At 60.0% G+C, this 12808-nt stretch carries 13 protein-coding genes; 10 read left to right on the top strand and 3 right to left on the bottom strand.

Going from position 1 to position 12808, the window contains the following annotated elements; genetic code table 11:
* Positions 1-51: 51 nt before the first annotated feature.
* Positions 52-1005 (bottom strand): divergent polysaccharide deacetylase family protein, encoded by a 954-nt coding sequence (locus E8K79_RS06670; protein ID WP_136514070.1) that lies wholly within the window; start codon positions 1003-1005, stop codon positions 52-54.
* A 275-nt stretch (positions 1006-1280) separates the two neighbouring features.
* Here E8K79_RS06670 and E8K79_RS06665 point away from each other — a divergent pair, with 275 nt between their 5' ends.
* The 4 genes from E8K79_RS06665 (at position 1281) to E8K79_RS06650 (ending at position 5202) form a co-directional block, all read left to right on the top strand.
* Positions 1281-1700, top strand: a complete 420-nt coding sequence (locus tag E8K79_RS06665) for a bacteriohemerythrin (RefSeq protein ID WP_136514069.1) — start codon at positions 1281-1283, stop codon at positions 1698-1700.
* Between the two features lie 318 nt (positions 1701-2018).
* Positions 2019-2714 carry an iron-sulfur cluster repair di-iron protein gene (gene ric / locus E8K79_RS06660; protein WP_456237319.1) on the top strand — a complete coding sequence of 232 codons (696 nt, stop codon included), beginning with the start codon at positions 2019-2021 and terminating at the stop codon, positions 2712-2714.
* A 404-nt stretch (positions 2715-3118) separates the two neighbouring features.
* The gene (locus E8K79_RS06655) at positions 3119-3835 is read left to right on the top strand and encodes a c-type cytochrome (RefSeq protein ID WP_136514067.1); all 717 of its coding nucleotides are present in this window, start codon (positions 3119-3121) and stop codon (positions 3833-3835) included.
* Positions 3832-5202, top strand: a complete 1371-nt coding sequence (locus E8K79_RS06650) for a cbb3-type cytochrome c oxidase subunit I (protein WP_136514066.1) — start codon at positions 3832-3834, stop codon at positions 5200-5202. Before E8K79_RS06655 ends, E8K79_RS06650 begins: the two co-directional genes overlap by 4 nt.
* Positions 5203-5379: 177 nt before the next feature.
* On the opposite strand, the gene hcp is transcribed toward E8K79_RS06650, so the two are convergent.
* Positions 5380-7026, bottom strand: a complete 1647-nt coding sequence (gene hcp / locus E8K79_RS06645; RefSeq protein ID WP_136514065.1) for a hydroxylamine reductase — start codon at positions 7024-7026, stop codon at positions 5380-5382.
* Positions 7027-7219: 193 nt separating this feature from the next.
* Between hcp and E8K79_RS21245 the strand changes: the two genes are divergently transcribed.
* The gene (locus E8K79_RS21245) at positions 7220-7393 is read left to right on the top strand and encodes a hypothetical protein (protein WP_198419789.1); all 174 of its coding nucleotides are present in this window, start codon (positions 7220-7222) and stop codon (positions 7391-7393) included.
* On the opposite strand, the gene E8K79_RS06640 is transcribed toward E8K79_RS21245, so the two are convergent.
* Positions 7390-8058: a hypothetical protein gene (locus E8K79_RS06640; protein ID WP_136514064.1), complete on the bottom strand. Its 669-nt coding sequence runs from the start codon at positions 8056-8058 to the stop codon at positions 7390-7392. The two genes, E8K79_RS21245 and E8K79_RS06640, sit on opposite strands and share 4 nt — an antisense overlap.
* 378 nt (positions 8059-8436) lie before the next feature.
* On the opposite strand from E8K79_RS06640, the gene E8K79_RS06635 reads away from it, so the two are divergent.
* From E8K79_RS06635 to E8K79_RS06615, 5 genes are all read left to right on the top strand, one after another.
* Positions 8437-9840, top strand: a complete 1404-nt coding sequence (locus E8K79_RS06635; protein ID WP_136514063.1) for a cbb3-type cytochrome c oxidase subunit I — start codon at positions 8437-8439, stop codon at positions 9838-9840.
* Between the two features lie 10 nt (positions 9841-9850).
* A complete protein-coding gene (locus E8K79_RS06630; protein ID WP_136514062.1) occupies positions 9851-10714 on the top strand; it encodes a cbb3-type cytochrome c oxidase subunit II in 864 nt (287 codons plus the stop codon).
* A gap of 1 nt (position 10715) precedes the next feature.
* On the top strand, positions 10716-10886 hold the full coding sequence (locus E8K79_RS06625) for a cbb3-type cytochrome c oxidase subunit 3 (RefSeq protein WP_135872329.1): 171 nt from the start codon (positions 10716-10718) through the stop codon (positions 10884-10886).
* A 169-nt stretch (positions 10887-11055) separates the two neighbouring features.
* Positions 11056-11547: a c-type cytochrome gene (locus E8K79_RS06620; RefSeq protein ID WP_136514061.1), complete on the top strand. Its 492-nt coding sequence runs from the start codon at positions 11056-11058 to the stop codon at positions 11545-11547.
* Positions 11544-12767: a 4Fe-4S dicluster domain-containing protein gene (locus tag E8K79_RS06615; protein WP_136514060.1), complete on the top strand. Its 1224-nt coding sequence runs from the start codon at positions 11544-11546 to the stop codon at positions 12765-12767. The genes E8K79_RS06620 and E8K79_RS06615 overlap by 4 nt, the downstream gene beginning before the upstream one ends.
* The last annotated feature ends 41 nt before the right edge of the window (positions 12768-12808 follow it).

Here is a 12808-nt window from a genome sequence, read left to right as displayed (position 1 = left end):
GATCAGGGCGACCGTTTTCTTGAACGTTGAACGCTGAACGTTGAACGGCAGTTAAGAAGCCAGCTCCGAAGCGTGGACGAAGGTGATACCGCTTCTGGCAAGTTCGGGCATATAGAGCTTCAGGGCTCGCATGGTCGCAGGGTGCGGATGACAGATAGCTATCGCCGCACCCTTTTTTCTTGCTATGGCCGCGGCTTGGGCTAGCTGCCTGCCGATCGCCGCCTCATCCTGCACGTTGTCCAAAAACACCTGGCGCGCCGCACACTTCATCCCCATGGCCTTCGCCTCCCGGTACCCCACCGAAGCGGGACTGGTCTTGCTGTCGACGAAGAATACCCCCTTCTCTTTCAACACCTGCAAAACCACCCTCATCTTCCCGGCATCCTGGGTGAAGCGCGATCCCATGTGGTTGTTGGCACCTACGGCATGGGGGACGGTGCGGAAATACCCCCTCACCCGTCCGGCGACTTCTTCGTCGTCCATCGATACCAGCACCCCAACCGATTCCATCTTCTGCTTCGGGTACCCCTCGGGCTCCATCGGCATGTGCACCATCACCTGGGCACCGGCAGCGTGCGCCCCCTCGGCCACGTCTTTTGCATGGGCTAGGCTCGGAATCACCGAGTAGGTAAGCGGCTGACCGATCGACTGCAGGGTCTTCAACTCCTGCAGGTTCGTCCCCATGTCGTCGATGATGATGGCCAGACGCCCAGGACCGTGCGCTTTCGGCAACGCAGACGGGTGCTGCTTAAGGGCGGGGGTGGCCTCTGCGGTGGACATCTTCTGCTGCACGGGTGCCACCCGCTCCGGTAACGGCAGGTGTTTCGGAGCGGAAACTGATGGTTTCGGCGGGGGAGCCACCGGCGGCGCCGGTTTCTTGAACCACTCGAGCAACAAGAAGGTTAGGCCGATGAGAACGGCTACCGCCAGAAGTGCAAAAAGCGGCCTGCGTCCGCCGCCGGAAGAAGATTTTCGCCTGTTTACCGCCCTGCCCTTTTTCGCCACAACTACCTCCGCCAGACCTGAGACGGTCCGGCATCACAAGCTGATTTCAATGCCCAATGTTCTAATGTGAGATAGCATGACGCACTGTGACATTGCAAATGATTTGCACGGGGATTAGACAGCGGAAGGGGAGAGGAAGGGGCAACGAGGCCGATCAGTTCACCACGTAAGGCAAGGGGAAAGACCCGCTGCTCTTGCTTGGGCAGTCACAAATATATTGATTACAAAAAGAAGAGTAGGTATAAAAGTTCCCGCAGTGATTAACCGGAGGAGCCATGTTGATGCAATGGAACGACGATCTGAACATAGGTGTGCTTGAGATAGATATCCAGCACAAGCTTCTTTTCGACAAGTTCAACGCTTTTGCCGACGCCTACCAGTCCCGGCAGAGTACCGACGAGATCATGAGGATGTTCTGGTTCCTCGAAGCGTACGCCGTCACCCACTTCAAAGACGAAGAGAAGCTGATGCAGCAGGTGCGCTACCCCGACTTCGACAAGCACCGCGCCAAGCACGTGGCGTTTGTGGAAGAGGTCAACAAGCTCAAAGAGCGCCTCAAAGTGGAAGGACTCACCGCCCCCCTCGTCACGACGATGACCGGCTTCATCACCAATTGGCTCATCGACCACATCTCAACCATGGACCGCGCCATCGGCCGCTTCGTACAGAATTCTTCAGAGCTTCCCACGCGCTGATTCTCACGCCTTCGGGCGCTGCTGGGTCGGCCGGGTTCTCAATTCCATATTTCAAATGACAAAGGCAAATCCCCCCGCTCCCCCCTTCGCAAAGGGGGGAACGTCAGGCCAGATACGGCCCTTTTTTTGGACGGCAATTCATAGCCGCGCTCCCCACTATCAGAATGAATGCACCTTTTCTTGACCTGAATCATACGTTTTTGAGCCGTTGGTGCTACCATGGGCTTAACAGCAGATGGCTCACACAACGTCTGAACCGGCCGCCCTTGTCAGCGGCCAAGGAGCGACACCATGGAAAAAGAGACTCAGGAAACCACAATGACTGAAACCGTAGGCTCAGTGGTCGCAAAAGACTTCCGCACCGCCGAGGTCCTCGAAAAATACGGCATCGACTTCTGCTGCGGCGGAAACGTCCCGCTGACGCAGGCATGCAGGGAAAAAGGCATAGATATCGAGGCGCTGCGCAGCGAGCTCGAAGAGGTGGCCGTCCGTCCGCAGGACCGCAGCCAGAACTTCGACGCCTGGGAGCTCCCCTTCCTCGCCGACTACATCAAGAACCAGCATCACAGCTACCTCAAGGAGAACATCCCTACCATCGCAGCCTATGCCGACAAGATCGCCCAGGTACACGGGGAAAACCACCCCGAGGTCGTGATGATCGCGCAGATCTTCAGGAAGGTCGCCATGGACATGGCTCAGCACCTTAAAAGCGAAGAGGAGCAGCTTTTCCCGGCCATCAAACGGCTGACGGAACTGCACGAGCAGGGCGCGTCGCCGGCCGGCGAAGAGATCACGAAGCTGAAGGCGGTACTCGCCGAACTGGGGCACGAGCACGACGAGGTCGGCGCTGCTGTGCACGAGATACGCCGGCTCGCCAGGAACTACACCGTCCCCGACGACGTCTGCAATACCTTCATGGTCACTTACGAGAAGCTGAAGGAGTTCGAGGACGACCTGCACAAGCACGTGCACCTGGAAAACAACATCCTCTTCCCGAAGGCCGCGAAGCTCTGAGAGGGCCCCATCTCCCATTAGGCTGCCACCTACGCTCATGGCGTCTTACCCCACCCCCTCCCCCCTCCCGCAAGGGGAGGGGGACTTGCGGTGAACGAACCAAAGGAGCAACCATGACGATCATAGTGACTTTCTTCGCGCTCTCCTGGCTGGGTATGGCGGCGGTTTCGCTCTGCCCTTTGAGGCGGCGAAAGGATTAAAAAGAAGCCGGCAGTACCCACATGAGGCGCCCCTGCCGGGGAGCCATAGCATCACACAACACCCCGAAGCGGACATCCCCAGTCCTTTCGGGGTGTTGTTTTTCCTCCACGGTTGACTTCCCCCTCCCCCACGATATTCTTCTGCTGTTCGATCATTAGAATATTCAAAGAAATCTAGAAACCAACAGACACAGGAGGGGTGGTATGACCGGGAAAACAGCTCGTCTGATCTTCTGGCTGGGGACGCTTTCCTCCGCCGCGATCTTCCTCTGGCAGACCTACGATTTCCACAAGCAGACTCCGAAGTTCACCCACACCGACAAATTGACCGAGCAGGTCGTGGCAGGCAAGAAAGTCTGGCACAAGTACAACTGCAACGACTGCCACACCATCCTTGGCTTCGGCGGCTACTACGCACCGGACATGACCAAGGCTTTCTACCGCCTGGGCGAGAACAACATCGCCTCGATCGTGCAACACCCGGAGGTGATGTACAAAAACTCCTTCCGGAAGATGCCCCAGCTTGGCGTCACCGAAACGGAGACGAAGCAACTGGTCACATTCCTGCGCTGGGTCGGCGATATCGAAAACCGTCACTGGCCGCCCCAGGACGAGAAGTTCGTGGAAGCGTACAAGCTGCGCGAGTCCCAGCCGCAGAAGCTCGACAAGGTGCACCTCATCCTGCAGGCATGCGGCGGGTGTCACACCTTCGAGAACCAGGGGCGCAACGTGGGCGGCGACCTGACCGCCATCGCCAACCGGATCACCTACGACCGCCAGACCCTGATCAACTACATGATCAACCCGCAATCGGTGCGGCCGGGGGTCGCCATGCCGCCGCAGGACGTCTCGCCGCAGACAGCCGGGATCATCGCCGACTTCATCCTGAGCCTTAAGTCGACCAAGGAGGTGAGCAAATGATGCTGATCGAATACCAAAGCCAGCGGGTGTCGCTGTGGTACTTCCGTCTTGCCCTGGTGCTTTTCATCCTGCAGGTGATCCTGGGGCTCTGGCTCTCCATCAACTACGCCTTCACGCTGCCGCAGGAACTGGTGAACGTGTTCCCCTTCTCCACCGCCCGGGCGCTGCACACGAACCTCCTGGTCGCCTGGATGCTGCTCGGCTTCATGGGAGGAACCTACTACATCCTTCCACCCGAGTGTTCCAGGGATCTCTTCAGTGAAAAAATCGCCTACCTGCAACTCATCATCTTTGTCGGCGCGGCGGTCACAGCGGTGGTGGGCTTTCTCTTCGGATGGACGCAAGGCAAGCCGCTCCTGGAAATCCCCCTCCCCTTGGACTGGGTCATCGTGGTCGCGGCGCTCATGTTCATCGCAAACGTCGCCATGACCATCATAAAAGCCGAGGTCCGCACGGCGCTGCAGTGGATGCTTCTGGGCGGGGTCACCTTCCTGGCGCTCATGTACCTCTTCGGCATGCCCTTCTACCAGAACCTGAACACGGATTATTACTACTGGTGGTGGGTGATCCATCTCTGGGTGGAGGGGGCCTGGGAGGTGGTGACGGCATCGATCGTCGCCTACATCATCATGAGGGTTACCGGGGTGGATCGGAAAGTGGTGGAGAAGTGGCTCTACGTGGAGACCGGACTCTTCCTCTTCACCGGCATCGTCGGCACGGGCCATCACTACTACTGGATCGGGGCACCGGACTACTGGATTTGGTGGGGCGGCATCTTCAGCGCCCTTGAGCCCCTTCCCATCGTGCTCATGGTGGTCGACACCTGGATGCACGTGCGTGAGCGCAAAAACCCGATCGTGAACCCGCTCACCTGGTATTACATCATAGGGCTAGCCATCTATCACCTCGTCGGGGCCGGTCTTTGGGGCTTCATGCACACGCTGCCGCCGATCAACTACTACACCCACGGCAGCCAGGTCACCGTCTCGCACGGCCACTTAGCCTTCTTCGGCGCCTACGCCCTTTTGAACCTGACCATCTTCTACTTCGCCATGCCGCGCCTCAAAGGGATCAACAAGTATGACGACCAGTTGGGCAAGTGGGGCTTCTGGATCACCACCATCGGGATGTTCATCTTGGGGCTCGTCTTCGGCATCGCCGGAATCCTGCAGACCTACCTGGAACGCTTCCTGGATATCGGTTACAGCACGGCGCACCTAACCATGATGTTCTGGTTCCGGGTCGCCTTCGGTGTCGGCCTCGTTTTCCTGGCCGGCGTCGTCATCACCGTCTACCACCTCTTCACCATCAGGCCCTCCAACCTCCCGGCGCCGGAGCCGGTGGTCGCTCCGGCAGCCGACATCTAGCAGAGGGGAATAAAGAAGGGGACCCTGCAAACAGCAAGGTCCCCTTCCTTCGTTCACACCAGTAAAGTCGGGCGAATAAAAAAAAGGCGCCAGGTCTGAGAGGACCTGGCGCAGAGACTAAGGAGCTACCTACTTCTTTTTCTGTGTCTTATACCGCTACTGCTTCTTTTGCCGCTACTACGCGAGAGCCGCCTGCAGATCGGCGTCGACGTTGCCGATCTGACCGATGTTGAAGTTGTCGACCAGGAACTGCAGCACGTTCGGGGAGAGGTACGCGGGAAGCGCCGGCCCCAGCTTGATGTTCTTCACGCCCAGGTACAGAAGCGACAGCAGGATCACGTGCGCCTTCTGCTCGTACCAGGAAAGGATGAAGGAGAGCGGCAGGTCGTTCAGACCGCAGTTGAAGGCACCCGCCAGCGCCGAGGCGATCTGCACCGCGGAGTAGGCGTCGTTGCACTGTCCGACGTCGAGAAGCCTCGGGATCCCGCCGATGTCGCCGAACTCAAGCTTGTTGAAGCGGTACTTGCCGCAGGCAAGGGTCAGGATGACGCAGTCCTTCGGCACCTTTTCGGCGAACTCGGTGTAGTAGTTCCTCCCGCTCTTAGCGCCGTCGCAGCCGCCGATCAGGAAGAAGTGCTTCACCGCCCCCGCCTTCACCGCCTCGATCACCTTGTCCGCGACGCCGAGCACCGCGTTATGGCCGAAGCCGGTAAGGATCTCCTGTCCCGGCGCGTCGGGCATGTCGGGACATTCGAGCGCCTTGTTGATCACCTCGTCGAACTTGTAGCCGGTCAGGTGCTTGGCACCCGGCCACCCCACCTCGCCCCAGGTGAAGAGACGGTCCTTGTAGTTGTCCGCCGGGCGCTGGATGCAGTTCGTGTTGAAGATGATCGCGCCGGGGAAGTTCGGGAACTCTTTAGCCTGGTCCTGCCACGCGCCGCCGAAGTTGCCGTAGAGGTGCGCGTACTTCTTGAGCCCGGGGTAGCCGTGGGCCGGAAGCATCTCGCCGTGGGTGTATATGTCGATCCCCTTCCCTTCGGTCTGCTTGAGGAGTTCCTCGAGCATGCGCAGGTCGTGGCCGGAAACCAGGATCCCCTTGTTCTTGCGGGTGCCAAGCTGCACCTTGGTCGGGACCGGGTGGCCGTAGTGCTCGACATGCCCGGTGTTCAGCATCTCCATGACCTTGATGTTCACCTTGCCGCATTCCATGGCGATGCCGACCAGATCCATGAGCCCCTTGGTCGGATCGGTGGTGGCGGCGAGCGCCTTGTGGAAGAAGGCGTAGACCTCCTCGTCGGTCTTGCCGAGGAGACAGGCGTGGTTCGCGTAGGCGGCCATACCCTTTAGACCGTAGATGATGATCTCGATGGCGGAGAGGAGATCCGGGTCGCTTTGCTGGGTCTTCACCCCTTGCGCCTGCCCCTGAGCCACGAGCCCCTCGAGGTTGTCGGCGATCACCCAAGCTGCCGGTCCCGCGGTGATGGCGGGCGCCTCGCCCCCCTTCTGCTCGCGGTAGGCGGTCTCGTACATCGACTTCACCTGCTCTTTCAGGTCGTAGCACTTCCTCAGCTTACCGGCGAGCTGAACAGGATCGAAATCGACGTTGGTAACCGTGGTGAAGAGCCCCTCGACAAGGTACATGTCCGCAACGGTGTTGCGCGCGTTGAGCTCCCTTGCCTTGTCAGCATAGATGGCCAGTCCCTTGAGCCCGTACATCATCAGGTCGAGCAGGGCGGCAACCTCGGGATTCTTACCGCATACCCCCACTACCTCGCACCCGGTCCCCTTGGCGGCCTGCTCACATTGACGGCAAAACATCGACATATGAAATCCTCCTTTTCTATTGATGTCACTGGGAAATTTCGAAAACTGATTTACTATATCGGGAAAGAATTTCATTTCAACCGCACTGACACAAAAACAATATTAAATCAGCTTAACACGCAAGCACGATTGCTAATAAGTGCCGCAACGTTTCCTGATACAGATAAATTGACTTCAAAGAGAGAGGAACACCATGGGGAAGGACACGAAAACACTGTGCAAGTGGGACAAGGACGAGATCAAGGACAACCTGAAGGAGTTGAAGAAAATCGTGGCGGAACCGCGCTACCTCTGCAAGAAATGCGGTCGGGCGGCCAAGAAGGATGACTATCTCTGCAAGCCCGAACCGCTGGACAAGAAGGACTAGCTGGGAGGAGGGGCTGACGCCCCTGACGGCGGTGTCTCGTTCAGCCACTTCATCATCACGCTGCTCACCGGGTTGCGCCTGCGGAACTCGTTGCGCACAAAATCCATGAGCCGGTTCAGATGGTCTTCGAACTGCCCCCATTCCTTCTTCAGGTCGTCTAGAGCGAGCGCGTTCTGCGGCTCCCGTTGCACCCGACGCAGCAGTTCCTCCAGACGCTCCTGTGCCGCCTTCTGCTGGGTCAGGAGGTCCTTCACCGTCCTGGTGAACTCCTCGGAGAAAAAGAGCCCCTGCTTCTGGAAGGTATCGGCGAAACTCTCACCGGTGCCCCTGATGGTTCTCAGCTGTTTCTCCGCCCGGGACCGCTCCCCCTCTGTCACCGAACCTATAAACTCCCTGCCGAGCCGCAACTGGTCGATGAGGGTGGCGTAGAGCCGCGCCAACGCGTCGGACTTGTTCTCCTGCTGTACGATCTGCTCGCATAGCCCCTCCCGGAACAGCTTCAAGGCCCTTTCCGCTTCGGCCATCATGCGCATCCTGAAATCGTGGCAGCTCTGCTGGGTTACCTGCCTGATGAAGAAGTTGACCGCCCAGTAGGTCGCCCCGATCCAGACAACGAGAAGGGTTGCACCTGCCGCAATATAGTAGATAAGTTCGCCTGTACTCATATGATCCTCGGGATGTACGCGTCGTCCGGTCCATACGCCATCAAATAGGGTAGCTGGGAACCCGCGCCAGTCAACGCGGGAACGCCCTCACTTTGCCTATTCGGCACCCCTGCCGTTTTCTACAGCCAAAAGGGGGTAAAAAATTAACCCGTATACAAGCGGAATGCTTGCTAAAGCGTGATTACCACTTAAACTAACACTTTGTTATTGCGGCATCATTGGACGTTCCTCCGACAATAACTCTACCCTTCAGACAAAGTCACGGCAGATCCAACATTTATGACAGAAGCTTCCGGCAACAGAGCGACGGGTGACGGCACGATTTCACCATCGTCCAGTAGTTGCCTTTATTGATCCATTCATCCCCAGGAGGACGGCATGAACCAACAGGATGGGTACGCTGACGACATCGTCAAAGGGTTTATCATCTGGAGCATGGTGTGGGGTCTCGTGGCGGTGCTGGTCGGGGTCTTCATCTCGTTCCAGATTGCCTTCCCGCAACTCAACTTCCCCCCCTACCTCACCTACGGCCGACTGCGCCCGATCCACACCAACGCCGGGATCTTCGGCTGGGGTATCGGCAGCTTCATGGCCTTTTTCATCTACATCACGCAGCGCCTGACGCGAACGAGCCTCTGGAGCCCGGCACTCGCTAAGGCCCAGCTGTGGCTCTTCAACGTGGTGATAGCACTCGCCGCGGTGACCCTCGCCATGGGGATGAACCGCTCCAAGGAATACGCCGAGCTCGAGTGGCCGGTGGCAAGCCTCGTCGTGGTGCTCTGGGTGATCTTTGCGGTGAACATCGTCATGACCATCGTGAAACGGCGCGAGGAGCAGATGTACATCTCGCTCTGGTACATCCTCGCCACCCTGGTGGGGGTCGCGGTGCTCTACCTCGTGAACAACGCGTCCATCCCGGTCTCGCTCACCAAGTCCTACTCCGCCTACGCGGGCGCCAACGACGCGAACGTGCAGTGGTGGTACGGGCACAACGCGGTCGCCATGGTGCTCACCACGCCGCCTCTGGCCATCTTCTACTACTTCCTCCCCAAGGCTACCGGCGTCCCCATCTACAGCCATAGGATGGGCGTCGTCGCCTTCTGGAGCCTCATCTTCATGTACCTCTGGACCGGCGCGCACCACCTGCTCTGGGCCCCGGTCCCGGACTGGGTCCAGACGCTCGCCATGGGCTTCTCGGTCATGCTGATCGCCCCCTCCTGGGCCGCCGTCTTCAATGGCTACTTCTCGATGAACGGGCAGTGGCACCAGATGCGCGAGAACTACCTGGTCAAGTTCTTGATCTTCGGCATCACCTTCTACGGCATGCAGACGCTGCAGGGGCCGTCGCAGTCGATCCGCACCTTCTCCGCCTTCATCCACTTCACCGACTGGGTACCCGGGCACGTGCACATGGGGACGCTCGGCTGGGTCTCGCTCGTCCTCTTCGCCGCCATCTACTACACGGTCCCGAGGCTCTATCACACCGAGGTCTACAGCATACCGATGGCGAACATGCATTTCTGGCTCGTGCTGACCGGGCAGCTCATCTTCTCCATCACCATGTGGATCGCCGGCGTGCAGCAGGCGGCCATGCTGAACGCGACCAACCCGGACGGAAGCCTGCACTACAGCTTCATCGAGACCATGGCTGAGCTCTACCCCTACTGGTACATGCGGGCGGCGGGCGGCGTCATCTATCTCGCCGGTCTCCTGCTCTTCCTCTACAACATCTACAAAACCATCACCGTCGGCAAGGCTCAGGCCGCGGTGCAACCGGCCTAGGAGGGACGCCATGATAGAGAAAAAGCCCATCATCTTCCTGCTCCTGGCCACGGCTACCATCCTGGTCGGCACCATCATCACCATGGTCCTCCCCTTCCGGTGGATCAACGACCCGAAGCTCGCCATCGCATCCGTTAAGCCCTACACACCGCTGCAGCTCGAGGGGCGCGACATCTATATCCGCGAGGGATGTAACAACTGTCACACCCAGACGGTTCGGCCGCTGCTCTCCGACACCGAGCGCTACGGCGAGTACTCGAAAAGCGGCGAGTTCGTCTACGACCAGCCCTTCCTCTGGGGATCGCGCCGAAACGGCCCCGATCTCGCGAGGATCGGCGGGAAGTACCCGGACGCCTGGCACGTGAAGCACATGAAGGACCCGCGCGCCATGGTGCCGCGCTCCAACATGCCCTCCTACGCCTTCCTGGACCGGCCGCTAGATACGAGCCTCACCGAGAAAAAGATGAAGGCGCTCAAGTTCCCGTACACGCAGGCCGATATCGATGCCCTCAAGGGTAAGACCGAGCTCGACGCCATGGTCGCCTACATGCAGAAGGTGGGGAACGACATCCCCTGGAGAAAGACCGGTAAGGCCGAGGTGGTGGGCGAGCTGAAGAACCCGTTCCAGGACAACCTCTCCGTCCTTCCCGAGGCTCAGAAGCTCTATGCCGAGCACTGTGCGCAGTGCCACGGCATCGAACTGAAGGGCGAGGTGGGGCCGGACCTGCGCGACATGGACAAGCCGGATGCCAAGGTCTTCGCTACCATCTACAGCGGCATTACGGAGGGTGGCATGCCCGCCTTCGGCGACACACTCGGCAAGGAGCGTACCTGGAAGCTGGTCACCTACCTCAAATCCGTGCACAGGAAGTGATATGGATAGCGCCAGCATCTACTACCTCGGGGTGACCCTGTTCCTCTTCATCGTCTTCGCGGCCATCGTGGCGCGCACCTATCGCAAGGCGCACCGGGCGAAAGGGGAGGAACCGAAGTTCCGTATGATGGACGACGACCAACCTAAGAAACACGACCATCCTGAAACTTAAGGGAAATATCGGCGCCAGAACCTCCCCCTCCCTTGACGGGAGGGGGGCGGGGGGCGGGTGAAGCCGCAAGCAACGGAAATGAATGGCACCTTCCCCCACCCCCTTACCCCCTCCCGCAAGGGGAGGGGGGGCAACAGCAACCTCAAAAAAATCAGCAAAGGAGGACGCGATGTCCGATGAAAATAAGGAATACGACGGCATCAGGTACCGCGCGGAGAAACACGCGCCGCTGGTGTTCAGGATCCTGTTCTGGGGGCTTGTGACCTGGGGCGTCATCTTCATGGCCTACTACCTGTTAAGCGGGTGGAGCTCCTACGGCGAATTCGCCGAGATCAAGAAGGCCAAAGAGGCGCGCCTCGCCGCACAGACGCAGAAGGAGTCGGCGGCAAAGGCGGTGCCAGCGCACGAGGAGATCAGGACGACGAACCTTATCGGTGAAGGGAAGAAGGAGTTCGCCGCCCGCTGCGCCTCCTGTCACGGCGCCGACGGCAAGGGGGGCATCGGTCCCGACCTGACCGCGAAGACCTACAAGTACGGCAAGACGGCACCCGAGGTGACCGCAACTATTTCCGACGGACGCCCAGGCGGCATGCCCGGCTTCAAAAACGAGCTCTCCGGCGACAAGATCCAGGGGCTCGTCCAGTACGTGCTGTCGCTTTGATTCTGCCTCCCTTCAAAACGGCACGCATAGCACCAAAGCGCAAGACGGTGCAGTGGCTTTGCACCCTGCTTCTCCTCGTAGTCCCGTTCATCCGCCCCGGCGGCGAGTCGCTGCTGCGCCTTGACGCCGGGACGAGGACGCTCCTTTTCTTCGGCGCGAAGCTGCGCATCGAGGAGTTCTACCTCCTCCTCGTCGTGGTGCTGATCCTGGTCTTTGGCTTCCTGTTCGTGACCATGCTCTTTGGCCGGGTGTGGTGCGGTTGGCTCTGTCCCCAGACCACCCTGGGAGACCTCGCCGACTGGCTCGACGCGCGCGCCAGGGGCATCCCCGCCCCGCTCGATGGGGCGCTGCGCCACGCGGGCTACTTAGTCCTCTCCGCGCTCGTGGCGTCGAACCTGGTCTGGTACTTCATAGCGCCTCCGGACTTCTTCGCGCGGCTTCTATCGGGAAGCCTGGGTGCCGTGGCGGGGATTTCCCTCGCGGCGACCGGGGTGATCGTCTACCTCGACCTCGCCTTCGTGCGGCGCACCTTCTGCAAGACCGTCTGCCCCTACGGGCGCATCCAGCTCATGGCCATGGAGCGCGGCACCCTTACCCTGGAATTCGATCCCGGCCTCAAGGAGGCCTGCATCCGTTGCGGCTCCTGCGTGCGCGCCTGCCCGATGGGGATCGACATCCGGCAGGGGCTGCAGATCGAGTGCATCAACTGTGGCCGCTGCCTGGACGCCTGCCGGGACGTTATGGCACCGCGGGGCAGCGGGGGGCTCATTCACTACACCTTCGGCCCGCCCGCTCCCGACGGTTCGCGGGCGATCAACAAGAAGGCGCTCCTGGTCGGCGGCGTCGTAACGCTTCTCGCGGCGCTCCTGGTGGTCGGGGTGACGACGCGCAAGGAGGCGACCCTCAAGGTGCAGCGAAACGCGAGCGGCGAGGTGAAGACGCTTGCCGACGGCTCGCTGGTGAATTTCTACTCTGCGTACATCGAGAACCGCTCCGGTGCGGCGGGGACCTTCCAACTGGAGACGGCGCCGATGCCCGGCTACCGAGTCGAGCTGGTAGGGCCGGTACGGGACGTGGCGCTCTCGGCAAATGAGAACCGGAAGATCGGCTTCGCGCTGAAACTGAAGCCCGCGCCGGCGCCGGGCACCGTCGTCGAGCTAAGACTCGTTACCGCGGGTAAAGTGGTGGCGGCAAGTCCGCTGCCGGTAGCGGTCAGGTAAACGGAAAGGTTCATCGGAGAATACCAGGGGGGGGGCGATCG

The organism is Geomonas edaphica (genome assembly GCF_004917075.1).
GTDB classification, from domain to species: domain Bacteria; phylum Desulfobacterota; class Desulfuromonadia; order Geobacterales; family Geobacteraceae; genus Geomonas; species Geomonas edaphica.
The sequence above is the reverse complement of the archived record's forward strand: the minus strand, read 5'-3'. Positions and strand labels throughout refer to the sequence as shown.

What these genes read in the sequence shown, in the direction of transcription:
- E8K79_RS06625 (WP_135872329.1), top strand. Translation starts at nt 10,716, where the DNA reads ATGGATAGCGCCAGCATCTACTACCTCGGGGTGACCCTGTTCCTCTTC.
- E8K79_RS06655 (WP_136514067.1), top strand. Translation starts at nt 3,119, where the DNA reads ATGACCGGGAAAACAGCTCGTCTGATCTTCTGGCTGGGGACGCTTTCC.
- E8K79_RS06635 (WP_136514063.1), top strand. Translation starts at nt 8,437, where the DNA reads ATGAACCAACAGGATGGGTACGCTGACGACATCGTCAAAGGGTTTATC.
- E8K79_RS21245 (WP_198419789.1), top strand. Translation starts at nt 7,220, where the DNA reads ATGGGGAAGGACACGAAAACACTGTGCAAGTGGGACAAGGACGAGATC.
- E8K79_RS06665 (WP_136514069.1), top strand. Translation starts at nt 1,281, where the DNA reads ATGTTGATGCAATGGAACGACGATCTGAACATAGGTGTGCTTGAGATA.
- E8K79_RS06650 (WP_136514066.1), top strand. Translation starts at nt 3,832, where the DNA reads ATGATGCTGATCGAATACCAAAGCCAGCGGGTGTCGCTGTGGTACTTC.
- ric (WP_456237319.1), top strand. Translation starts at nt 2,019, where the DNA reads ATGACTGAAACCGTAGGCTCAGTGGTCGCAAAAGACTTCCGCACCGCC.
- E8K79_RS06630 (WP_136514062.1), top strand. Translation starts at nt 9,851, where the DNA reads ATGATAGAGAAAAAGCCCATCATCTTCCTGCTCCTGGCCACGGCTACC.
- E8K79_RS06620 (WP_136514061.1), top strand. Translation starts at nt 11,056, where the DNA reads ATGTCCGATGAAAATAAGGAATACGACGGCATCAGGTACCGCGCGGAG.
- E8K79_RS06640 (WP_136514064.1), bottom strand. Translation starts at nt 8,058, where the DNA reads ATGAGTACAGGCGAACTTATCTACTATATTGCGGCAGGTGCAACCCTT.
- hcp (WP_136514065.1), bottom strand. Translation starts at nt 7,026, where the DNA reads ATGTCGATGTTTTGCCGTCAATGTGAGCAGGCCGCCAAGGGGACCGGG.